The 21,225-nt window shown below is 62.2% G+C and carries 20 protein-coding genes; 7 read left to right on the forward strand and 13 right to left on the reverse strand.

Translation table 11 applies throughout. The annotated features are described in order from the left end of the window. Positions 1 to 282: 282 nt before the first annotated feature. Positions 283 to 1,194, reverse strand: a complete 912-nt coding sequence (locus AB5Y80_RS04245; protein ID WP_048206938.1) for a LysR family transcriptional regulator — start codon at positions 1,192 to 1,194, stop codon at positions 283 to 285. A 146-nt stretch (positions 1,195 to 1,340) separates the two neighbouring features. On the opposite strand from AB5Y80_RS04245, the gene aguA reads away from it, so the two are divergent. From aguA to AB5Y80_RS04265, 4 genes are all read left to right on the forward strand, one after another. Further along, positions 1,341 to 2,438, forward strand: a complete 1,098-nt coding sequence (gene aguA, locus AB5Y80_RS04250; protein WP_368172548.1) for an agmatine deiminase — start codon at positions 1,341 to 1,343, stop codon at positions 2,436 to 2,438. Positions 2,439 to 2,708: 270 nt separating this feature from the next. Beyond that, positions 2,709 to 4,412, forward strand: a complete 1,704-nt coding sequence (locus AB5Y80_RS04255) for an amidase (protein ID WP_368172549.1) — start codon at positions 2,709 to 2,711, stop codon at positions 4,410 to 4,412. A gap of 370 nt (positions 4,413 to 4,782) precedes the next feature. Beyond that, on the forward strand, positions 4,783 to 5,535 hold the full coding sequence (locus tag AB5Y80_RS04260; protein ID WP_368172550.1) for a hypothetical protein: 753 nt from the start codon (positions 4,783 to 4,785) through the stop codon (positions 5,533 to 5,535). A gap of 399 nt (positions 5,536 to 5,934) precedes the next feature. After that, positions 5,935 to 6,141 carry a hypothetical protein gene (locus tag AB5Y80_RS04265; protein WP_182955064.1) on the forward strand — a complete coding sequence of 69 codons (207 nt, stop codon included), beginning with the start codon at positions 5,935 to 5,937 and terminating at the stop codon, positions 6,139 to 6,141. 116 nt (positions 6,142 to 6,257) lie between these two features. Here the strand turns inward: AB5Y80_RS04265 and AB5Y80_RS04270 are convergent, their stop codons facing one another. From AB5Y80_RS04270 to AB5Y80_RS04295, 6 genes are all read right to left on the reverse strand, one after another. Then, positions 6,258 to 6,653, reverse strand: coding sequence for a hypothetical protein (locus AB5Y80_RS04270; protein ID WP_368172551.1), 396 nt, complete (start codon positions 6,651 to 6,653; stop codon positions 6,258 to 6,260). A gap of 235 nt (positions 6,654 to 6,888) precedes the next feature. Next, the gene (locus tag AB5Y80_RS04275) at positions 6,889 to 7,398 is read right to left on the reverse strand and encodes a hypothetical protein (protein WP_213320728.1); all 510 of its coding nucleotides are present in this window, start codon (positions 7,396 to 7,398) and stop codon (positions 6,889 to 6,891) included. A gap of 162 nt (positions 7,399 to 7,560) precedes the next feature. After that, entirely contained in the window at positions 7,561 to 8,166 is a 606-nt protein-coding gene (locus AB5Y80_RS04280) for a LysE family translocator (RefSeq protein ID WP_368172552.1), read from the reverse strand. A gap of 16 nt (positions 8,167 to 8,182) precedes the next feature. Then, positions 8,183 to 9,010: an AraC family transcriptional regulator gene (locus tag AB5Y80_RS04285; RefSeq protein ID WP_041214560.1), complete on the reverse strand. Its 828-nt coding sequence runs from the start codon at positions 9,008 to 9,010 to the stop codon at positions 8,183 to 8,185. Positions 9,011 to 9,154: 144 nt separating this feature from the next. After that, positions 9,155 to 10,480, reverse strand: a complete 1,326-nt coding sequence (locus AB5Y80_RS04290; RefSeq protein ID WP_368172553.1) for a ferric reductase-like transmembrane domain-containing protein — start codon at positions 10,478 to 10,480, stop codon at positions 9,155 to 9,157. A 227-nt stretch (positions 10,481 to 10,707) separates the two neighbouring features. Further along, entirely contained in the window at positions 10,708 to 11,961 is a 1,254-nt protein-coding gene (locus AB5Y80_RS04295; protein WP_103260784.1) for a DEAD/DEAH box helicase, read from the reverse strand. A gap of 234 nt (positions 11,962 to 12,195) precedes the next feature. Between AB5Y80_RS04295 and AB5Y80_RS04300 the strand changes: the two genes are divergently transcribed. Continuing rightward, positions 12,196 to 13,656 (forward strand): DUF2235 domain-containing protein, encoded by a 1,461-nt coding sequence (locus tag AB5Y80_RS04300; RefSeq protein ID WP_103260783.1) that lies wholly within the window; start codon positions 12,196 to 12,198, stop codon positions 13,654 to 13,656. Between the two features lie 36 nt (positions 13,657 to 13,692). Here the strand turns inward: AB5Y80_RS04300 and AB5Y80_RS04305 are convergent, their stop codons facing one another. From AB5Y80_RS04305 to AB5Y80_RS04325, 5 genes are all read right to left on the reverse strand, one after another. Then, a complete protein-coding gene (locus AB5Y80_RS04305) occupies positions 13,693 to 15,159 on the reverse strand; it encodes a GGDEF domain-containing protein (RefSeq protein ID WP_368172554.1) in 1,467 nt (488 codons plus the stop codon). Positions 15,160 to 15,377: 218 nt separating this feature from the next. Continuing rightward, complete coding sequence (locus AB5Y80_RS04310; RefSeq protein WP_052814863.1) at positions 15,378 to 16,031, reverse strand: DUF799 domain-containing protein; 654 nt, start codon at positions 16,029 to 16,031, stop codon at positions 15,378 to 15,380. Further along, positions 16,028 to 16,387: a DUF4810 domain-containing protein gene (locus tag AB5Y80_RS04315; protein ID WP_201927356.1), complete on the reverse strand. Its 360-nt coding sequence runs from the start codon at positions 16,385 to 16,387 to the stop codon at positions 16,028 to 16,030. The genes AB5Y80_RS04310 and AB5Y80_RS04315 overlap by 4 nt, the downstream gene beginning before the upstream one ends. Before the next feature lie 11 nt (positions 16,388 to 16,398). Beyond that, complete coding sequence (locus AB5Y80_RS04320; protein WP_368172555.1) at positions 16,399 to 17,070, reverse strand: CsgG/HfaB family protein; 672 nt, start codon at positions 17,068 to 17,070, stop codon at positions 16,399 to 16,401. Between the two features lie 89 nt (positions 17,071 to 17,159). Beyond that, positions 17,160 to 18,068, reverse strand: a complete 909-nt coding sequence (locus AB5Y80_RS04325; protein ID WP_368172556.1) for a LysR family transcriptional regulator — start codon at positions 18,066 to 18,068, stop codon at positions 17,160 to 17,162. A gap of 235 nt (positions 18,069 to 18,303) precedes the next feature. On the opposite strand from AB5Y80_RS04325, the gene AB5Y80_RS04330 reads away from it, so the two are divergent. After that, complete coding sequence (locus tag AB5Y80_RS04330; protein WP_368172557.1) at positions 18,304 to 19,530, forward strand: sugar MFS transporter; 1,227 nt, start codon at positions 18,304 to 18,306, stop codon at positions 19,528 to 19,530. Positions 19,531 to 19,537: 7 nt separating this feature from the next. Here AB5Y80_RS04330 and AB5Y80_RS04335 read toward each other — a convergent pair whose 3' ends face one another. Continuing rightward, positions 19,538 to 19,999 carry a hypothetical protein gene (locus AB5Y80_RS04335; RefSeq protein WP_103260778.1) on the reverse strand — a complete coding sequence of 154 codons (462 nt, stop codon included), beginning with the start codon at positions 19,997 to 19,999 and terminating at the stop codon, positions 19,538 to 19,540. A 150-nt stretch (positions 20,000 to 20,149) separates the two neighbouring features. Between AB5Y80_RS04335 and AB5Y80_RS04340 the strand changes: the two genes are divergently transcribed. Then, positions 20,150 to 21,058 carry an S-adenosyl-l-methionine hydroxide adenosyltransferase family protein gene (locus AB5Y80_RS04340; protein ID WP_042015034.1) on the forward strand — a complete coding sequence of 303 codons (909 nt, stop codon included), beginning with the start codon at positions 20,150 to 20,152 and terminating at the stop codon, positions 21,056 to 21,058. The last annotated feature ends 167 nt before the right edge of the window (positions 21,059 to 21,225 follow it).

Consider the following 21,225-nt stretch of genomic DNA (forward strand, 5'->3'; position numbering starts at 1 on the left):
AACTGCGAACTGTGAACTGATGAACTGATGAACTGATGAACTGATGAATCGATAGGTCGATGTGCTGGTGGGATGTATTTCGCCCTAGCAGACGGGTTGTTTGCGATGCTGCCAGTGGCGCAGATCCGCTCCCTTCTCCCCTTGCGGGAGAAGGGTTGGGGATGAGGGGGGGAGTCACACGCCGTCGGGTTATTCAGGAGTCACCAGCTCTTTCATCAGATGCTTGAGCCACACCTGGGCCGGCTGCTGCGCATGCTGCTTTGGTATGCCAGCCGCTGCCGCTTAGCCCGGATTCACCAGATCCTTCATCAGCGCCTTCAACCAGATCAACGCCGGTTGCTGGGCGTGGACCGGATGCCAGACGCAGTTGAGGTGATAGTCCGGCACGTCGTCGGGCAGGGGCAGGCTTTTCAGCGGCCAGTGGCTGGCGAGCAGCTCCGCCACCATGCTGGGCAGCACCAGCAGGTGATCGCTCTGGCTCACGATGGCGGCGGCGGACATATAGCTCTGGCTGTTGACCGAGATGGTGCGGCTATGGCCCAGGCTCTGCAAATAGCGGTCGAGGCTCGCCTCCGAGGTGCCGAGCGGCGAGTGGAACACATGGGGCATCTCGATTAGCTGGTCGAGGGTGATGCGCTCCTCCTCCAGCTCCAGGGTGGCGCGTACCAGCCCGGCCAGGGGTTCGGTGAGCCAGGTCTCCTTGCCCAGATACCCCGGCACCTGCATGTACTCGTCAAACCCCAGCACGAGATCTATCTCGCCGCTCGCCAGCTCGGCTTCGGGCAGGGTATCGCGCAGGATGCGGATCTCGATGGTGACGCCCGGCGCCAGCTTCCTGAGGCGCTGGATAAGGGGCGGGATCAGCACGCACTCCACGTAATCCGTGGTGCAGAGCACGAAGCGGCGCTTCGACTGACGCGGCGCGAACTCGTCCTCCTCCCAGAGTTGCTGCTCCAGCAGCCGCAGTGCCTGCTGCACCCCAAGGTGCAGGCGCTGGGCCCGGGGAGTCGGCAACATCCCCTGGGGCGTGCGCACCAGCAGCGGGTCGCCGAGAAAGGCCCGCAACCGGCCGAGGGAGTGGCTCATGGCGGGCTGGCTGATAAAGAGCGATTCGGCGGCGCGCGTCACGCTCCCTTGCGTCATCAGGGCGTCAAAGGCGAGCAGCAGATTGAGGTCGAGCTGGTGCAGTTTCATGGGGGGGATTATTCGCCGTGTTTATGGGACAATTAATCCTATTCATTTGATGGATGGGCGCGCAACTTCTTACACTGCGACCCACTCTTATTTTTTCAGGGTTCCCAGGCAAATCGGGGGCCTCAATCCATGCAAGGAGCCTTGCGATGAGCATCAAGACCATGAACACCACGCCGGCCGCCGACGGCTTCACCATGCCCGCCGAGTGGGCTCACCAGCAGGCCGTCTGGATGATCTGGCCGTTCCGCCCGGACAACTGGCGGGAAGCCGGTCGCTTCGCCCAAGCCACCTTCGCCAAGGTGGCGGATGCCATCGGTGGCGCGACGCCGGTCTTTATGGGGGTGCCGGCCCAGTTTATGGAGCAGGCCCGTGGCATCATGCCCGCCCACGTTACCCTGGTGGAGATGGCCAGCGATGACTGCTGGGCCCGCGACACTGGCCCCACCATCGTCACCAACGCCGCAGGCGAGTGCCGTGGGGTGGATTGGGGCTTCAACGCCTGGGGCGGCCACAAGGGGGGGCTCTACTACCCGTGGAACCAGGATGAAGAGGTCGCAGCCCGGATGCTGGAACAGCACGGCATGGATCGTTACGACGCGCCGCTCATTCTGGAAGGGGGCTCCATCCATGTGGATGGCGAAGGCACCTGCCTGACCACCGCCGAGTGCCTGCTCAACGAAAACCGCAACCCGCACCTGACCAAAGCGCAGATCGAAGCTTACCTGCGCGACTATCTGGGTGTGAAGAGCGTTATCTGGCTGGACGAAGGGGTCTACATGGACGAGACCGACGGCCACATCGACAACATGTGCTGCTTCGTGCGCCCGGGTGAAGTGGCTCTGCACTGGACCGATGACGAGAACGATCCCCAGTACGCCCGCTCCCTGGCTGCCCTCCAGGTGCTGGAAGCGGCGGTCGACGCCAAGGGTCGCAAGCTGAAAGTGTGGAAGCTGCCCCAGCCGGGCCCGCTCTACTGCACCCAGGAAGAGTCCGCCGGCGTCGAGAGCGGCAGCGGTGTGCCGCGCGAGGCAGAAGGCCGTCTGGCCGGTTCCTACGTGAACTTCCTCATCACCAACGATCGCATCGTCTATCCGCTGCTGGATGCCGCCACCGATGGCGAAGCCCAGCGCATTCTGGAAGAGATCTTCCCGGAGCACACCGTGGTCGGCGTGCCGGCCCGGGAGATCCTGCTGGGGGGTGGCAATATCCACTGCATTACCCAGCAGATCCCTTCCGGCAAATAAGAACCGGATGACGATCCTGCTGCGAGGCAGTTATTAGAGGCTTATGTGCAGCTCACTTATGTGGAACAAACGGCTCATGTATTCACATACACTCCGGTTCCTGCGCTGCTCTTCATCTTGCTGACGGCCTCTCGCGACGGGTCGTAAACCGGTTCTAGTTAGTATTCAAAACCCCACGCCGTGGGGTTTTATCTCTTGATAATGTGATGGTCGCAGGCGCCGATGCGGCGATCATCATGACAAACAGTCACCCTTTTACAGGAGATCCCCATGATCGAAGTGACCGAGGTTTCCATTGCCGAGCTGCGTGCCGCGCTCGAATCAGGCCGCACCACCGCGGTCGAACTGGTCGAGGCCTATCAGGCCCGGATCGCCGCCTATGACGGCCCCGAGACACAAACCCGCCTCAATGCCGTCGTGGTGCCCAACCCCGATGCCCTGAAAGAGGCGCAAGCGTCCGATGCCCGCCGCGCCCGTGGGGAAACCCTGGGGCCGCTCGACGGCATCCCCTACACCGCCAAGGACAGCTATCTGGTCAAGGGGCTGACCGCCGCCTCCGGCAGCCCGGCCTTCAAGGATCTGGTGGCCCAGCGCGATGCTTTTACCGTTGAGCGCCTGCGCGCCGCCGGTGCCATCTGCCTTGGCAAGACCAATATGCCCCCCATGGCCAATGGCGGCATGCAGCGCGGCGTCTATGGCCGCGCCGAGAGCCCCTACAACGCCGACTACCTGACCGCGCCCTTTGCCTCCGGCTCCTCCAACGGTGCCGGTACTGCCACCGCCGCCAGCTTCTCTGCCTTTGGTCTGGCGGAAGAGACCTGGTCGAGCGGCCGGGGTCCCGCCTCCAACAACGGTCTGTGCGCCTACACCCCGTCCCGTGGCGTGATTTCGGTGCGTGGCAACTGGCCCCTGACCCCGACCATGGACGTCGTCGTGCCCTACGCCCGCACCATGAATGATTTGCTGGAAGTGCTGGATGTGGTGGTCGCCGACGATGCCGAGACTCGCGGCGATCTCTGGCGCATGCAGCCCTGGGTGCAGCTGCCCAAGGCCTCCGAAGTGCGTCCGGCTTCCTATCTGGATCTGGCTGCCAAGGCCGATGCTCTCAAGGGCAAGCGCCTCGGCGTGCCGCGCATGTTTATCAACAAGGATGAACTGGCCGGCACCAGCGACAATCCCGGCATCGGCGGCCCGACCGGTCAGCGCATCCATACCCGCGAGACCGTGATCGCCCTCTGGGAAGATGCGCGCAAGGCGCTGGAAGCCGCTGGCGCCGAAGTCATCGAAGTGGACTTCCCGCTGGTCTCCAACTGCGAAGGGGACCGACCCGGCGCGCCGACCGTGTTCAATCGCGGCATCGTGAGCCCGGAGTTTCTCAACGACGAGCTGTGGGAGCTCTCCGGCTGGGCGTTCGACGACTTCCTGCGCGCCAACGGCGATCCCAAGTTGAACAAGCTGGCCGATGTCGATGGGCCGAAGATCTTCCCCCACGATCCGGGCACCCTGCCTAACCGCGAGGGCGATCTGGCGGCGGGCATGGACGAGTACGTCAATATGGCCAAGCGCGGCATCAAGCGCTTTGACGAGATTGCCTCTGTGCCGGACGGCTTGCGTGGGCTGGAGCAGACCCGCAAGCTGGATCTGGAGGACTGGATGGACGGGCTCAAGCTCGACGCCGTGCTGTTCCCCACCGTCGCCGACGTGGGCCCGGCTGATGCGGATGTGAATCCGGCCTCCGCCGATATCGCCTGGAGCAACGGCATCTGGGTTGCCAACGGCAACCTCGCCATTCGCCACCTCGGCGTGCCAACCGTCACCGTCCCCATGGGGGTGATGGCCGATATCGGCATGCCGGTGGGCCTGACCTTTGCCGGTCGCGCCTATGACGACAACAACCTGCTGCGCTTCGCCTCGGCCTTCGAGTCCACCGGCAGCAAGCGGATGGTGCCGCCACGGACGCCGCCGTTGGGGTGAGTGCCATCAGGGATTGAATATTAGTAGTTTTTCTTGTGATAACGAACACAAAACCACCCGCTATGCGGGTGGTTTTTTATCCTCCTGATGGTCCAGTATTGAGACCAATCCCCTTGCGCTGAGAAAAGTGTGAAAGATATCTGAGATTTAATTTTATTACTGAAATCCTTATAGAAAAAACAATAAATTTCGCGTATAAAAGGCTTCAATAGAGCCTATTTGAACACCACTATAGATAGTTAATCTGATAAGGGAATATATTTATGGGGTTATTTTTAATATGAACTATTTCCCTCCGCCAGATACATACCCAAATTTTATTGGAACCGCTTCATTACTAGTGGCAGCCATTTGTTTATGCATTACCTTCATGGAAAAGCAAAGAGGCCATGCTACAAAGCTGTTCTCTATTATGTTGGTCACATCTATTGCATTTTTCTCTTCTCACTGGACCACATACTTCGCAGCTATATTTATAGTGGCAACAGCAGTCACCGAACTAGAGTTTTTACAAAATCTTGCCGCTATAATAAGCAAAGATAAAAATTACTTTGATTTTAAAAAAGAAGTTTTGAGCAAAGAAGATAATCTACGTAGAAAGGTCGAAGAGGCTGTAGCCGAAGAAATAGCATCAGTGGTTCCCCCCACATCACCACAAAAATTTAAAAGCACATCAATTAATATTGCAAAGCTTAATGAACAAGGCCATGGTGCTACTATGAGGCTTGCATTGGACATTGAAGAGAAGGCTTTGAATTTAGTATCTCAAACGCATGGTGAGATAGAGCGTAATGTACGGATAACACAAAACAATAAATTTGTAGAGTTTGATGGGTTCATTTCCAGTAAAGACAATAAAAACAACAAGATATTCGAAGTGAAATGGTTGAGGAATCCAAGTCAGTTGACCGCATACCTAGCCTTCTCCATTAGTAGAATTAAAAACGCATGTCAAATTCATGAGGATATCACTGGACATAAACCAGAAATACATCTCATTTTGGTATTGAATTCAGAATTGAAGGCCGATGAAAAAGAAAGAATAAGTCAAAGTGAAAAAGACAATAACATATGTATCTCATATATAACCCTAGATCAACTTGGTTACGAGATAATCGGTTGATATAGGCCGTATATACTGTCTGGTTTAGCTTTAGGGCATTGGTTCTAATAGTGAGCGTATTCGGACGAATGCGAACAAGTAGTGGCCGAGAAGCAGGTGATATTCAGAGTTTCCTGCCGGTCTTGCCATGACTCGGGGCGTGGCGGTATGCGGACGATTACGCTGCGCTAATCGTCCCTACATCAAGGCGGTGATGGCATGGGGTGAGCCTTGAGAACTCTTTATTCCTCGCATTGCCAACCGCCATCTTTGTCGCCACTCGCTGCTGACTTCCCAAGACTTCACCCTGTCTTCACACAGCCTCATTTTTCCCTCACAAATCCCCTCTATCTTCTGCCCACTGATAAATGGGCCCGATTGCCACAGGGTGGCGAGGGCCAACGAGAGGGGAGCAAGACGATGAAATCCTGGATCAAATACGGGTTGGCCGGGGCCTTGATACTGGTGGCGAGCTTCTGGGGCGGCAGCGTGCGGGCGGCGGGGATGGCCCTTGACCGAGATGCTGCCGTGCGGGGGCAGGCAGTCGCCAAGGCGGTACTCCCGACGGGGGCCCATTTCCAGCCGCTGGGGGCTCTGCCATCGGTTGCTGCCGGGCGTGGCACCTGAGGGAGTTGATACCGGCCTTTTTAACCAGACCGGGCCGGTGACGTCACGGCACAATGCGCATCAACCCAGGTCGGATTGGTGCGCGGCATAGTGGGTATTACGCTAGGCCGGGTGGGCTACCGCGCCCGATATTGCGCATCCAGCCAGGCGATGGCCTCTTGGGGGTCGTTGAATGCCCGGATATGGTCTGGGTGGGTGAGAGAGAGGCAGGAGAGGGCGATGTGATGGAGCACCTTGGCCGAATAGAGGGAGGCGATGGCCACCAGATTCTTCTGGGTCAGCCACTGATAGGTCTCCTGCAGATGGGGCAGGGCGGAGAGCACCACCCCCTGATGCTGACGATGATCCACCAGGGCGCAGAAACGCTTACCGTCCAGACTGTTCACCACGGACTTTATCTGTGCAATCCACGCCAGCATACCCTCTTCATTGAAAGGGCCGATCAGCTCGCAGGTGACCAGGTGTTCCTGCACATTGAAGATGAAGTCACCGTGCTTTTTATCAAAGGACATACAACATTCTTATCCATGACCAGGGGCGGCAAGATGATGCTTGTTCAGTCCGTATGCATCAATGCCCTAATGAGGGCTTGCTCGTGGCAGCTGTACTGCTGCGTTGACACCAGGAGATAAGGTGCTGGCCCGTGATGGCGATACGAGAACAACAGGCGGCGCCAGCGTGTTGCATCCGGATGCCGGGTAGTCCGGTCTGCACCCGGGGTGGCAATGCTCCTGTTTGCCCGGGCCCTTATCCCGGGGTGTCTTGCCCGGAAGGGGGGACGGCCTTGGTGAGGGCGTCGATGGCATTGGGGACGAATCGCTCGGAAAAACCGGCGATAAAGGCCCAGATGACGGCTTTGGCGGCATCCAGATTGGTTGCAGGAGAGGCCAGGGTCAGTAGAGTCTGCAAGGAGACATAGGGGTGCTCCATGTGTTTGAACTTGGGAAACAGGTCCCCCTGGAGCAGGCTGCTGGCAAAGAGTCCGTAGGCGATAAAGCCGAGAATGCCGGAAAACAGCAGGGAGACATAAAATTGCGTCACGATCACCCGGGGTTGGCTGATGTGGGTTATGGCGTCGCTGTCGTGCAGCCTGGCGAGACGGTAATAGTTGTTGATGACGGCCCCCACCGATCCGGCGAAGAAGATGGCGGTCATGATGTTGGAAATGAGCGGGATGGTTTGCAGCAGCAGTATCAGGGCAAGGCCTCCGAAGGAGATGAGGCCGCTGATGGCCAGGTGTTTGTAGTAGCGATCCATGGGTAGCTCCATATTGGGCACAAGACCCTGTTGAGGATAGTCAGCCCATGGCGAAAATGACCCGAAAAGGCCGGTGCAGCAGTGCCCGGCCTGTGTCTTCTCAGTTGCAGTGCCATTTCATCGGTGGCGTTTCACCGTTTTTGGCGTGGGCAATTGACCTGTTCAGGCTGCCAGCGGCAGGTAGACATGCTGGTAGGCCAGGGCGATGGCGCTGTAGAGCAGCAGGGCGGCCATCAGCAGGTTGAAGTACCTGAACCAGCGAGGATGTTGAAGATGACGTCCGATGAGACTGCCCGCCATCGAGTAGCTGCCGGGGGCGCCGGCGGCCAGCAGGCCGAGCAGCAGGGACCAGGGCAGCAGGCTCCAGCCGTGGATCTGGGCTGCCGGGAACTGGATGCTGGTGATGGGCAGGGTGGCGATCATCGCCTTGGGGTTGAGCAACTGGATGACGAAGCCGCTGCGCACCCCCAGAGGGCGGGCAGGCGCCTCGTTGGCACCGAGCTCGCCGCTGTCGCTGGCGATCTTGATGGCGAGATAGGCGATATAGAGGCACCCCACCTGGCTGACATAGATCAGGGTATCTTCCCGCACCAGGCGGGTGCCCGCCCAGCCAAAGAGCAGCAGGAGCACGAACATCGCCAAGCCGACCCCGAGGAAGAAGCCAAGGGAGGCGCGGGTGCGGCCACCCAGGCCTGCATTGAGGCCGATAAGGTTGACGGGGCCAGGGGTATACATGATGCCGATGGCATAGGCGAGAAGTTCAATCATGGGGTGTTCCTTGGGCTCAGCGGATCAGGCTGGCGCTGTATTGGGTGGGGGTCATGCCATAGATGCGCTTGAAGCGACGGTTGAGGTGACTGAGATCGGTGAAACCGAAGCGGTACACCAGATCCTGCGCTGACTCTCCGGCGGCCAAGGCGCGCCGGGCGGCATTGATGCGGCAGTTGATCACGTATTGATGGGGTGTGATGCCAAGCTGTTGGCGAAACAGCCGCAGGAAGTGGTACTTGGAGATGTTGGCCGCCGCGCTGATGTCGGCCAGGGAGATATCCTGCTGAAAGTGGGCGTGGATAAAGTCCCTGGCCTGCAGCAGGAGGCGATCGATGCGACTCACCCGGCCATTGGGCTCAAAACGTCCCGCCTGCTGCATCACCCGGGTGGCGAGGCGATAGAGGGCAAACTCCTGCTCTATGCTGTCGGCCTGGCCGCGCACCGCCTGGGCCAGCTCGAGGATGCAGGCGCTCAGCGCCTCATCGCGCACCAGGGGCTGCAACAATCGGTAGGTCCCCATTGCCCGCTCGCCCGCAGCATCGGCAAACAGCGGGGTGAGTTCGTGGGGCGGAATGTAGAGCATGGTGTAGTCGAGGCTGGCGTTGTCACCGGCATGACCGTCGTGGACATCCCCGGGATTGAACTGGATGACGCTGCCTGCCGGGCTGGAGTGGGCTCCGCCGTGGCAGAAGAAGTTCTGCCGCCCGGCCAGAGTGACCCCGAAGGAGTACTCCTCGTGGGCGTGACGGTCGTAGCGAAATTCCGTCATGTTGACCCGCAGTGCAGTCAGGCTCGCCAGGTGCTGACTGTGTGCGAATATGAACTGGTTGTCCTGCGCCATCTTTCCCTCCTGTACCAGACTGCCCCCCTAATCTAGCCCCAAGGGTGTGCCTCTCGCTTGGACAATCTTGCTGTTTGCCGGTCCGCCTGCGCCCCGCACCGAGAAAAACGGCGCTGCCGATGGCTGGCTGCACCGACTGGCCCGTCAGCGAAAGCGAAACAGCTCCCGGTGCAGCGGGGTGCCCAGATGGGCATCCAGGGTGTGGGCCATGGGTTCGGGACCGCAGAACCACACCGGGGTGTGCTGGCGTTGGCCCAGGGCGGCGAGATCCAGTCGGCCACGCTCGGATTCCAGGTGCAATTGGTACTCGACCCCGGCCCGGCGGCACAGCTCGGCCAGATGAACGTGATAGGGGGCGGCCTCGGCGGTGGGGGCGCATTGCAGCAAGGTGGTGCCGGGGCGTGTCTCGCCACGGCGCACCAGGGCCTCCAGCCAGGCGACGAAGGGGGTGATGCCGATACCGGCGCCCACCCAGAGCGCCGGGGCCGGATCTGGCAGGGCGAAGGCGCCATAGGGGCCGGTCACGGTGACCGCATTCCCCACCTTGAGGTGGCGGTGCAGCCAGCGGGTGTGATCCCCGAGGGCGCGCACCGCCAGAGTGAGGGTGCGGCCATCCGCCGAGACATCGACCAGGGTGTAGGGGTGGGGCTCGCCGCGCCCGGCAAAGTCGAAGAAGGCGAACTGCCCCGGGCGGTAGCCGGGCAGGGGAGATGCCAGGGCGACCCGGATCTCCAGGGTGCGCTCATCCAGAGGGGTGAGGGTGCTGACCCTTCCCTGGCGGCGCGCATTTTGGCCCACCCGGCCAAACAGGGAGTAGAGCGCCCCCAGGGCACCCAGCCCGCCGCAGATGAGCAGGGTCAGGCCGACCGGGGTCAGGGCGCCGATGCGCGGCAGCAGGCAGAGCCCGTGCAGCCAGCCCATCAGATAGATGACCGGGGCCAGCCGGTGAACCACCTTGAAGCGCTCGTAGCGCACCACGGCGAGCAGGCTCACCACCACCAGCGCCAGCAGCAGATAGAAACTCCATTCCCCCAGGGTATTGCCGAGGCTGTGCCAGAGGGCATCATTGCCAGCACCAGCACCAGCACCAGCACCAGCACCAGCACCAGCACCAGCTCCGCGGCGCGCCGGCCGGGTCAGCCAGTCGGCGGCGACAGCCCACTTGGGGGCTTCCACCAGCAGCCAGTGGGCCACCAGGGTGCCGGTGGCCCAGAGGGCGCTGCTGCGGTGCAGGTGCAACATGCGATCCAGCCCGCCGCACCAGGCTTCGAGCCTGGGCAGGCGCAGGGCGAGCAGCAAAGAGAGGGTCATGGCGCCAAGGCCAAGCAGACCGGTCAGGATCAGCAGCTCATGGCGCCAGGGCCAGAGACCGGCGGGCCACTGGGTCAGGCCAAACAGCCAGATGAGGGTGAGGGTCAGGGGCAGGGTCCAGCCGAGGGATGCGGGTTTCATGAGGTCCTCCTTGTCCATGCCTCCATTGCACGCCTGCTTTGTGGCGAAAGTGTGCCCCCTGACTACCTCTTTTGTAGCAGAGTGTGGCAAAGGGTCGCCGGGCCAGGGCAAGCGGACTGAGGAGGAGGGCGTTGAGAAAAACAAGGGGGAGAGGCAGGAAAGCGGTTGGCGTCACCCCACAGGCCAGGGTCTGGAGAGTGGTGATGCTGGGGCACCCGCATGGCTGCCCTCAGCAAAAATTCATGTCAGGATTTTCGTCCCTTGCCGCCCTTGTTGCCTGCGAGGGCCTGCTTTCTGGCCTTCTGCTTCTGGGCGCCCTTGCTGGCGCGGCGCGGCTCGGGGTCGAAACGGGTCAGATCCGGCTCAAAGCCTGGGAACCACTGCTGGGGCAGCCGGGTATCGAGCACGGCTTCGACTTTTTCCAGCAGGGGGGCGTCTTCGGGGCTGAACAGTGTGATGGCGAGCCCCTTGTTGCCGGCGCGGCCGGTGCGCCCGATGCGGTGCACGTAGTCCTCAGGCTGATGGGGAAACTCCAGGTTGATCACATAGTTGAGATCGCTGATATCCAGCCCGCGGGCCGCCACGTCGGTGGCCACCAGGGCCTGCAGGGTGCCGGCGCGAAACGCCAGCAGCACCTTCTCCCGCGCGCTCTGTGACAGATCCCCGTGGAAGGCCAGCGCATTGATGCCCCCCTTGCCGAGCTGCTGGGCCAGCTTGTCAGCCCCCTGGCGGGTGCGGCTGAAGATGAGCGCCGGTGCCCAGCCCTTCACGGTCAGCATGTGTTGGACCAGCGCCACCTTGCGATCGCTGTCCACCGCATAGACCCGCTGCTCCACCTCGGCCGCCGTGGTGTTGCGGGCGGCAACCTCGATAAGCTCAGGGTCGCGCAAGAGCACCCGGCTCAGGGCAAACAGGTTGTCATCGCAGGTGGCCGAAAACAGCAGGGTCTGGCGATCCGCCGGGATTTGCTTTAGCAGCGCCTTGATCTCGTCCATAAAGCCCATGTCGAGCATCCTGTCCGCCTCGTCAAACACCAGATGGCTCAGGGCTGCGAGGCTCAGCGCCCCCTGGCGCAGGTGATCGAGCAGGCGGCCCGGGGTGGCGATGAGGATATCCACCCCGGCGTTCAGCGCCTCCACCTGTGCGGCGATGCTCACCCCGCCGTAGACCAGCGTGCTGGTGAGGTCGGTGCCTCTGGCGTAGCGTGTGACGCTCTCGGCAACCTGCACCGCCAGCTCGCGGGTCGGCACCAGCACCAGGGCGCGAATGGGGCGAGGGCCATCGCTCGTCGGGTGTTGCAGCAACTGCTCCAGCAGTGGCAGCACGAAGGCGGCGGTCTTGCCGGTGCCGGTCTGGGCGCCCGCCATCAGATCCCGCCCCGCGAGGATCAGGGGGATGGCGCTGGCCTGCACCGGGGTGGGGGCGGCGTAGCCGAGCTCGGTCAGGGTTTGCTGCAAGCGGGGGGAGAGGGCCAGTTCGGCGAAGGAGGCAATGGACATAGGGCACCAGTATGGGGTTATCCCGCCCCGTGGCCGGGACGGAAACAATCAGCGTGGCTGGATGGTAACAGATAGCGGGGGCGCGGCAGAACTCGGCAAGGCGGTTTCGTGGAGCGGTGACCATGCATCATCTGATGGTCTCATGGGGGCTGGGCACTGGCTTTGGACTAGTATGAAGCTGCCAAAGACGGCTTGCGGCCGCCTCCTTTATGACCAAGAGACAAGGAGTCTGTGATGACCAGAAGACTGATCGTGTGTTGCGACGGCACCTGGAACAGCGAGGAGAACAAGGACAAGGGATCGCTGGCCCCGACCAACGTTTTCCGGCTGTTCAATGCCCTTTGCTGCGATGACACCCAGCTGACCCGCTACCAGACCGGGGTCGGCAGCGGCGGAGTGGTAGACAAGATCCTGGGGGGCAGCCTGGGGCTTGGACTGAGCGAGGATATCCGCGACTGTTACCAGTGGTTGGCGACCAACTATCGGCAGGGGGATGAGATCTTCCTGTTCGGCTTCAGCCGGGGCGCCTTCACCGCCCGCAGTTTGGGAGGCATGATAGGACGCTTCGGGATCGTCCGGTTTGCCCCGCAGGAGAGCATGAGCGCCGTGGTACAGCGCATCTACCGCAAGGGTTACCGCCATGGTCAGGCGCTCGAGGACTTGAACTTTCATCCCGATTCCAGGGGGATCCGCTTCATCGGTGTATGGGATACGGTCGGTGCCCTTGGCATCCCGGATGACAAGGCGTTGCTCAATCTGCTCGATAATCCAGACAACTACAGGTTCCACGATGTGAAACTCGGCGCACACGTGAAGACGGCGCGCCACGCCGTCGCCATCGACGAGCAGCGCGGCAGCTTCACCCCGACACTGTGGGAGGCTGCGCCCGAACGGGATCTGGTGCAGCTCTGGTTTGCCGGGGTGCACAGTGACGTGGGAGGGGGCTACAAGGAGCACGGGCTCGCGGATGTGACCCTGAAGTGGATGATGGATGAGGCGAAAAAGTGCGGCCTGAGGTTCAAGGAGTCGGCCTTAAAGCAGATCCATCCCAACCCCCTGGACCAGCTCCATGAATCCCACGTCGGCCTGATGAAGCTGCTGTTGACCACCCCCCGCAGCCTGCCGGTGCTGAGCTCGAGCGCCATCCACGACTCGGTACAGAAAAGGCGCGAGGCACCGCCCATCGACCAGATGGACTATCTGCCCACCCGCGAGTGGTCTGCCGAGGGGCGCATCACCCTCGACATCTATGCCCGCCACCCCTGGTTCTGGACCGGCATCTATCTGGAGACGGGGCGCCGCTACCGCTTCGAGGCGCAAGGCGAGTGGATGGATTCCACCATTCCTGCCGGGCCTGAAGGGGTACATGACAAGGCCTTCGTCCACGTCATGGCCTCTGCCCTGGGCAAGGTGGAGACCTGGTATGGCCAGGTGAGCGGCAACACCCAGGCCAATTTCGTGATGACCAAGCGGCTGGAAGAGGCGAACTGGTTCACCCTGATCGGCGCCTTGGCCAATGGGGGCAATCCAAAGCCGGATGGCACACCCGAACCCTCCAGCACCTTCATCATCGGCAAGGGGGCCGAGCTTGGGGTGCAAAAGGGGGGTTACCTCTACTGCTTTGCCAACGATGCCTGGGGCTTTTACGACAACAACAGGGGATACGTGACTCTGACGGTGACACAGCTGGCGTAGTGTTTTCCATGGCCGGCAGGGGCAACCCCTGCCGGCTCACTCCTCTTCCCGCTCCCGGATCAGCCTGATCTCCTGCCCCTGGTAATAGGCGATATTGCGCTTGCCGTGCTGCTTGACGTGATAGAGCAGGTCGTCGGCCAGTTGCACCGCCTCGGCCACCGTCAGGTAATCGCGAATGCGGGTCACTCCGGCGGAGAAGGTGATGGGGGCGGGCAGCTCGGGGATGCGCAATGGCCGCTCCAGCAGGCGGGCGGCGGAGTGATGCACCATGTTGTCATCGTTCATCCCCTTGAACAGCACGATGAACTCTTCCCCGCCCCAGCGAATGGCGACATCGCTCTTGCGGATATTGGCCTTGAGGTGAGCGGCGAAGGCGACGAGCGCCAGGTCACCCACCCCGTGACCATGGGTGTCGTTGACGGACTTGAAGTTGTCGATGTCGAGGATCATCAGGTAGTCGTGCTCCTGCAGCAGCGCCTCGTTCAGGATGTCACGGCGCGGCAGTCGGGTCAGGTGGTCGGTCTGGGCCAGGGTGCGCAGGCGGGTAACCAGGCTGCGCCCCGTCAGCATGATCAGCAGCAGGATGATGAGATAGAGCTTGAAGGCCGCCCCGTAGAGCACGGACCGGATGAAATCGCCGTAACTGTATGACCACTTGAGGTAGAGGTCGCTACCCGCCTTGGTGCGCATCAGCGGCGTACTCAGGCAGAGGTGGAACGGACGGCAGGGCTCGACCTCTTCGAAGGAGAGGACGGTCCGGGTCGGATTGAGGCTCTCGAAGGGGTGTAGCACCTCCTTGAACGCCCGGTCGACGGCGATGTCGATGCCCTTGAGTCCATAGCGGTAGTCCTTGATGGCGGGCTCGTAATAGACGAAGGGGAAGTAGAGGGTGATGGTATTCAGTCCGGTGAAGGTGTCGGTGTAGATCTCGGATACCCAGGCTTCATCCGTGCTGCAGGGGACATGGGTGGCCGCGAAAAAGGCGCAGCCGAAATAGTGGGTCCAGGGCTCGATGTCGCTGAGGTCGGTGTTGATGGGCAACAACTGGCTCGGCAGCATCCCCTTGCTGGCGACCATGCCAAGCATGCGGCGATCATCATAGAAGGCGTAGAGGTTGAGGACCTCGGGGTTGGAGATGACGTACTGGTAGGCGAGGAGCATCTGGTTGGCCGGGGGCAACACGGGAATGACCGCCAGGCGCTTCAGGGTGGGGAGATCATAGCCATAGGCATAGGCCGTCGCATCCCCGTTCTCGCTGAAGATGGGCATCTTGATGCTGCTGTTGTCGATGAAGGCGGCCAGTTTCTCTGGCGCCAGGATGCGAGCCCGCTGATAGAACACCTCGAACAGGTTGGGCTGCTTGGCGGTGATGAGCGCCATGTCGTGCCTGATGACGAAGTAGGTGTAGTTGCACACCAATCCGAGCCCCATCAGGGCCAGGCAGAGCCAGCCAAGCCGGGTGAGCCATCGACGGGGGAGGAAACGCAGCAGTGAGGCGGCCATGGCGTGAACGCTTCCGTGGTGACAGAGGCCTTTTTTGTAACTGATTTTGCCGGGCATCACCAGATGAAGTTGGTGGGGTGCCATGGGGTGTGCACAAAAATTAGTCAGCAATATCAAAAAGATAGACGATAAGATCGCATTCGATGGTGGGCGGGGAAAAGGGGGGGGCTGAAACAAGAGGGCATGGCGCCCTCTTGTGTGGAGTGAGACGACGCGCCTTAGCGAGCCTGGTATTTCGGCGAGCGGGGGCCAGGGAGGATGCCGTTGGGCATGTCGGCACTGAGCAGCCTGACGCTGGTGATGCCGGCGATTTCATGGCCCTTGTCGGTCAGGGTGTTGGCAATCTGATTGACCACCGCCACCACCAGCATGCCGATGAGGCCGCCCCCCGAATTGCCCTGCTGCTCGGCACTGCTGGCGCTGGCACTGCCTTCCCACAGCAGCTTGCCGGTGCGCAGATCCACCAGGCGAGCACTGGCGGTGACCACTGTCTCGCTGGAGATGACCAGATAGCTGGTGCCGTACTCCTTGATGTCGAGGTAGAGGGCGGTATCGGCACCGTAGATCTCGTGGAGCTTCTTGATGGGCAGCGCCTGGATGTCGGCGGGCTCGGTCACGCCGTTCTGCCGGAACGTCTCGTTGGTGACCGCCACCGGCAGCACGTAATAGCCGGACTCGGCGAGCGGATAGGTGATCTGGGATTGCAGGCTGGGGCCCGCCTTGATGTCCGGCGAGTGATTCACCGGCGGCAGCACCAGAATGGAGGTTGGTCTGCTCTCCTTGAAGTTGCTGTAGTCGTAGCCGGGGCCCTGTGCACAGCCGCCCATGAGGAGGGCGCCCAGCGTGAGGGCAAGGAGGGTGCGCAGGGTCATTGGCTCTCTCCCTTCTTGCTGGACATCAGGAAGTTCATGAAGGGGGCCGATTCGGGGAAGAGGCGCTTCTCGGTTTCGAACTGCTCGCGAGTCTGGGCATCCTTGCCGAGCTGGGCGTACAGCATGCCGAGGTGTGCGTGAAAGCCCGGTGGCACAGCCTGCCCCTTGGCGCTCGCTTCTTGCTGGTTTTTCTCCAGCGCATCGATCTGCGCTTCGACCCCGGTGTCGTCACCCTGCATGTGCTGGTAAACCACTCCCTGATATTGATCCCAGTTGTAGAGCGTCTGCGGCCCCTGGGCGCAGGCGCTCAGCAGCAGGCCGCTGACCAGCAGCAGGGAAGGACGGAACAGCGTCATCTCGTCTCTCCTCATTGGGCCGGGCGCCAGGCACCGGTCTCGATGCCGTTCACCAGATTGTTGACGGCCTCGCGGATGGCGAGATCCAGCACCTTGCCGTTCAGGGTGGAGTCGTAGCTGGCGGTGCCGCCGAAGCCGACGATCTCGCGGTTGGAGAGTTCGTACTCCCCGGCACCCTGGGAAGAGAAGACCACTTCCGAGGTGGTGACGTTGACGATGTTCAGGTTGACCTTGGCATAGGCGATCTGTGATTTGCCGCGACCCAGGATGCCAAACAGCTGATGATCGCCGACTTCCTTGCGGCCAAACTCGGTGACGTCGCCGGTGACCACGTAGTCGGCGCCCTTGAGTTGCTGGGCCTGTTGCTTGATCCCGGCTTCGGCCTGGATCTCCGTCATGTTGTCGCGATCCAGCACGCTGAAGCGGCCGGTCTGCTGCAGGTGGGTGATCAGCACGGTTTTCGCCTGGTTGCCCAGCCGGTCCACGCCGTCGGAGAAGATGCCACGCATGTAGCTGGAACGGTTGTCGAACTTGCCGACGGCGATGGGGCTGCGTGCGCCCTGATAGTGGCTCTGATAGGAGGCAACCTTGGGTACCTCCAGGGTGCGCGACGACTCGCTCGCACAGGCTGTCAGCAAGCCCGCCATCAGGATGACACTGGATGAAACAACAAACTTCTTCATGTAAGGCCCCGTTATCAAAGGAAAAAACAGCGGCGGACTCTAACATGGTTCGTTGCGAAGAAAGTGCCCCGTATGGGGGGCATACCCGCTCAATCCCTGTGCGTTTGACAGGGGGTGGCGGGTGACCGGGTCTGTTGCAGGGGCTGGAACACCTCCTCCAGGGCTGCCACCAGGGCGCGCATGCGGCCCGTCTTCTGCACATCCGGGTGCAGCACCATCCAGATGTCGATGGGGTCGTGCTGGCCGGGCAGCAGGCGCACTAGGGCAGGATCCTCCTCGGCGAGGAAGGTGGAGAGCAGGGCGATGCCGAGCCCCTGCCGGGCGGCCGCCATCAGCACCAGCTGGGCATTGCTCTGCAGGACCACGTTGGGTTCGTGGAGCGGTTCGCCGCACAGACTCCGCCAGTGACGGGCCACCAGCTCTCTGGGAAAGAGCAGCAGGTCGTGCTCTTGCAGTGCCTGACCCGAGCGGGGCGTGCCCCGCCTGGCCAGGTAGTCGGGAGAGGCGTAGAGCCCCATCTTGATGGTGGCGAGCCGTTTGACCACGAGATCTCCCTGCTCGGGGCGCACGCTGCGAATGGCGAGATCCGCCTCCTGATTGGGGATGTCGCTCACGCTGACGGCGGTCAGCAACTTGAGGCGGATGCCGGGGTGGCGTTGGCGCAGCAGGGTGAACGCGGGCAGCACGAAGCCCTGGGCCAGGGTATCCGTGGTGGCGATGCAAAGCTCCCCTTCCAGCTCCCCCAGGCTTGCGGTGCGCATCATGGCCAGGGCCGCCTGTGCCATGGCCTCGGCCTGGGGCAGCAGCGCTTCCCCCAGGGGGCTGGGGCGATAGTGTCTGGGGGTGCGGATAAACAGCTTGGCCCCCAGCTGCTGCTCGAGCAGGGTGATCCGCCGCCCGACGGTGGCCTGATCCACCCCGAGCTCGAGTCCGGCCTGCCGCAGGCTGCCTCGCCGTGCCAGGGCCAGGAAGAAGCGGGCATCGTCCCAATTGATCATGCTTGCTCCTCACTCAAGCAGAACGCCCGATTGGCGCCGCAATATTAGATGCCAGCGGGGATGGCAGCACAAGGGGATAGACCGGGTCCGGCGCGCCCCGGCCAAGGGCGCGCGCCACCCAGACGTGATGCAGGATTGAGTCGGCGTGATGCAGAACTGCCGCAGTCCGGGGTGGGCGGGATCGCTATGATGTCGCTCCCGATTGCGGTTTCATTCGTCTGCCACTGGAGTGTCCATGTCTGTCTCAAGCGTCCCGGCTTGCGAGCCAGGTCAGGTTGTCCATCCTCGTCTGCGCTGGTTTCTCTCCCTCGCCCTGATGTCGGCCCTGCTCAACAGCAGCGTGCCTACCCCGCTCTATCCCCATTACCAGGCGGCGCTGGCTCTAAGCGATCTCGGCCTCAGCCTCATCTATGGCGGCTATGCGGGGGGCGTGCTCATCGCCTTGTTCGGGGTGGGCAACCTGGCGGGACGCGTGGCGGATCTGCGCACCCTGATCCTGCCTGCCCTGGTGGCGGTCGGGGGCGGGGCCCTGCTCTTCTCCCTGGCCGACAGCTTCTGGACCCTTTTGCTGGCGAGGCTGCTGGCCGGGATTGGCACGGGCAGCCTGACCGGTGCCGCCAATGTGGCGCTGCTGCGTTTTGGCCCCAGGGATGGGGGCAAGCGGGCGGCGCTTAGCGCCACATTGTCGTTCACCGCCGGGCTGGCCCTCGGCCCCGTGTTCAGCGGGCTGGCGCTGCAGCAGGATCTCTACCCGACCACGCTGCCGTTTCTGCTGATCCTGGGGGTGGCGGCCTGCGCCATCGGGGGGCTGGTGTTGAGCTGGCCCAAAGGGGCGAGGGCGACGGAGGCCGCCCCGAGCAGGCAGGGTGGCGGATCCCTGGGGGAGGGGCTCAGGGCCACGGGGGCCGGGTTCTTCCTCTGCGCCCTGGCGCTCTTCACCGCCTGGGCGGTGGCGGCCAGCTTGCTGGCCATGGGTCCCAAGGTGGTGAGCGAGATGCTGGGCATGACGGATCTGGGGCTGTTCGGCTATTTTGTCGCGGCCTATCTGGTCTTCTCTGGGCTTTGCCAGCTCTGGGCTCGTCGCCTCGATGCCCGCCATACCCTGCAAAGCGGCGTGCTGGCCCTGGCGCTGTGCGTGCTGCTCTTTGCCGGGGCCGTTCACGGCCTGCCCAGCTGGCTGGCGGGACTCGGGCTGCTGGTGGCGGGCTATGCCCAGGGGGCCGTGTTCGTGGGCAGTGCGACCCTGATCAATCGCATCGCGCCCCCGGCCAGCCACGCGCGGCTGCTCTCCCTCTTCTATGTGATCGCCTATGTGGCGAACTGGGTACCCGTGTTGCTGGGCTGGGTGAGCGACGGGGCCGGTCTTGGCGTCGCGCTGGATCTGCTCTTCGTCGGCAGCACCCTGACAAGCCTCTGGTTGGCCTGGGCGGTGTCTCGGCGGCGCTTCGAACCCGCTGTGTGACAGGGCATCACCCATCGACCAGGACGACGCTCCCGGCATCCAGGTGGTGCATCCACTCCCGCAGGATCAGCAGGGCGGCGGCGATGCGCCTCTCCCTCGGCAACTGGGCCGATGCCAGGGGATCCCCCTCCACCATGGCGGCAAGCTGGCCGAACAACCGCTCAATGTTTTCCCGGCTCTGTACCCGGTTGCCGAGCACCTCGGTCAGGGGCTCCGGGCTTTGCAGGTGCAGCACGGGGTGGGGCGGGATCCGTGCCGCGAGGGGCATCAGTACATCCTCCACCACCATGATGGCTTGCTCAAGTTCCAGGGGCGTCGGCGGATCCCGGCGAAAGGGTCCCGGGGTCAGGGCATCGAGCCCCAGTGTCAATGCAAATGTCTGGCTGGTGCCATCGGCCGCGGTGAGCGCGACCTGGCTTCGGGTATTGCCCAGGCTCAGCAAAATGGTGTCGTGATGCTCTCTGGTCATCTGATGTGCTCCCGGCGTTGGATGCCCCATGGATACACCCGCACGGGGCGGATTGGCGAGTCATTTCGCCCCCCATTCGGGCATCAGGGGTTGCAAAGATTTCCATGAATGGCAATCTGGACGTCCAAACGTCTTTGAAGGAGCCCTGACATGGATATTCGTATCGTCCCCCGCGCCCTCGTGCTCGCCCTCTCTCTGGTGGGGGCGAGTGCCCTTGCCAACGAGGCTCTGGTGTTCCAGACCGACTTCGGTCTCAAGGATGGCGCCGTCTCGGCCATGAAGGGGGTCGCCTTCGGGGTGGACCGCACCCTGCCGCTCCATGACCTGACCCACGAGATCCCGGCCTACAACATCTGGGAAGCCTCCTACCGCCTCTATCAGACCCTGCAATACTGGCCCGCGGGCACCGTCTTCGTCAGCGTGGTGGACCCCGGTGTCGGCACCGAACGCAAGTCGGTGGTACTCAAGACCAGGAGCGGCCACTACATCGTCAGCCCTGACAACGGCACCCTGACCCTGGTGGCGGAGCACTTCGGCATCGAGGCGGTGCGCCAGATAGACGAGAAGACCAACCGCCTCAAGGGCTCCGAGAAGTCCTATACCTTCCACGGCCGCGACGTCTACGCCTACACCGGCGCGCGCCTTGCCTCCGGTGCCATCAGCTTCGAGCAGGTGGGGCCTCTGCTGCCCGCCGAGGTGGTGACCATCCCCTATCAGCCTGCGGTGGCCGAGCAAGACGGTACCCTCAAGGGCACCATTCCGATCCTGGACGTGCAGTACGGCAACGTCTGGACCAATATCGACGACAGCCTGCTGACCAAGGCGGGTATCCACAAAGGCGACAACGCCTGCATCAGGATCAGCGAAGGGGATGCGCTGAAATACGAGGGCAAGGCCCCCTACGTCAGCAGCTTTGGCGATGTGCCGGAGGGCCAGCCCCTGGTCTACCTCAACAGCCTGTTGCAGGTGTCGGTGGCCCTGAACATGGACAGCTTCGCCGCCAAACATCAGGTGCAATCCGGCGCCAACTGGCATATCAGCCTGAAGAAGTGCAACTAGACGTTGCCAGCGGGTGCTATCCGGTACAAACGGGCATAGCAGCCTGAAGAAGTGCAACTAGACGCTGCCAGCGGGTGCAATCCGGTATAAACGGCATATCAGCCTGAAGAAGTGCAACTAGACGCTGCCCGCGGGTGCTATCCGGCACAAACGGGCATAGCAGTCTG

Origin of the sequence: Aeromonas sp. R2-1, from assembly GCF_040908425.1 — a bacterium.
GTDB lineage: Bacteria > Pseudomonadota > Gammaproteobacteria > Enterobacterales > Aeromonadaceae > Aeromonas > Aeromonas caviae.

Coding starts and splice junctions, on each gene's coding strand:
- AB5Y80_RS04245 (WP_048206938.1), bottom strand. CDS start 1,194: ATGAAACTGCACCAGCTCGACCTCAATCTGCTGCTCGCCTTTGACGCC.
- aguA (WP_368172548.1), top strand. CDS start 1,341: ATGAGCATCAAGACCATGAACACCACGCCGGCCGCCGACGGCTTCACC.
- AB5Y80_RS04255 (WP_368172549.1), top strand. CDS start 2,709: ATGATCGAAGTGACCGAGGTTTCCATTGCCGAGCTGCGTGCCGCGCTC.
- AB5Y80_RS04260 (WP_368172550.1), top strand. CDS start 4,783: ATGGAAAAGCAAAGAGGCCATGCTACAAAGCTGTTCTCTATTATGTTG.
- AB5Y80_RS04265 (WP_182955064.1), top strand. CDS start 5,935: ATGAAATCCTGGATCAAATACGGGTTGGCCGGGGCCTTGATACTGGTG.
- AB5Y80_RS04270 (WP_368172551.1), bottom strand. CDS start 6,653: ATGTCCTTTGATAAAAAGCACGGTGACTTCATCTTCAATGTGCAGGAA.
- AB5Y80_RS04275 (WP_213320728.1), bottom strand. CDS start 7,398: ATGGATCGCTACTACAAACACCTGGCCATCAGCGGCCTCATCTCCTTC.
- AB5Y80_RS04280 (WP_368172552.1), bottom strand. CDS start 8,166: ATGATTGAACTTCTCGCCTATGCCATCGGCATCATGTATACCCCTGGC.
- AB5Y80_RS04285 (WP_041214560.1), bottom strand. CDS start 9,010: ATGGCGCAGGACAACCAGTTCATATTCGCACACAGTCAGCACCTGGCG.
- AB5Y80_RS04290 (WP_368172553.1), bottom strand. CDS start 10,480: ATGGACAAGGAGGACCTCATGAAACCCGCATCCCTCGGCTGGACCCTG.
- AB5Y80_RS04295 (WP_103260784.1), bottom strand. CDS start 11,961: ATGTCCATTGCCTCCTTCGCCGAACTGGCCCTCTCCCCCCGCTTGCAG.
- AB5Y80_RS04300 (WP_103260783.1), top strand. CDS start 12,196: ATGACCAGAAGACTGATCGTGTGTTGCGACGGCACCTGGAACAGCGAG.
- AB5Y80_RS04305 (WP_368172554.1), bottom strand. CDS start 15,159: ATGGCCGCCTCACTGCTGCGTTTCCTCCCCCGTCGATGGCTCACCCGG.
- AB5Y80_RS04310 (WP_052814863.1), bottom strand. CDS start 16,031: ATGACCCTGCGCACCCTCCTTGCCCTCACGCTGGGCGCCCTCCTCATG.
- AB5Y80_RS04315 (WP_201927356.1), bottom strand. CDS start 16,387: ATGACGCTGTTCCGTCCTTCCCTGCTGCTGGTCAGCGGCCTGCTGCTG.
- AB5Y80_RS04320 (WP_368172555.1), bottom strand. CDS start 17,070: ATGAAGAAGTTTGTTGTTTCATCCAGTGTCATCCTGATGGCGGGCTTG.
- AB5Y80_RS04325 (WP_368172556.1), bottom strand. CDS start 18,068: ATGATCAATTGGGACGATGCCCGCTTCTTCCTGGCCCTGGCACGGCGA.
- AB5Y80_RS04330 (WP_368172557.1), top strand. CDS start 18,304: ATGTCTGTCTCAAGCGTCCCGGCTTGCGAGCCAGGTCAGGTTGTCCAT.
- AB5Y80_RS04335 (WP_103260778.1), bottom strand. CDS start 19,999: ATGACCAGAGAGCATCACGACACCATTTTGCTGAGCCTGGGCAATACC.
- AB5Y80_RS04340 (WP_042015034.1), top strand. CDS start 20,150: ATGGATATTCGTATCGTCCCCCGCGCCCTCGTGCTCGCCCTCTCTCTG.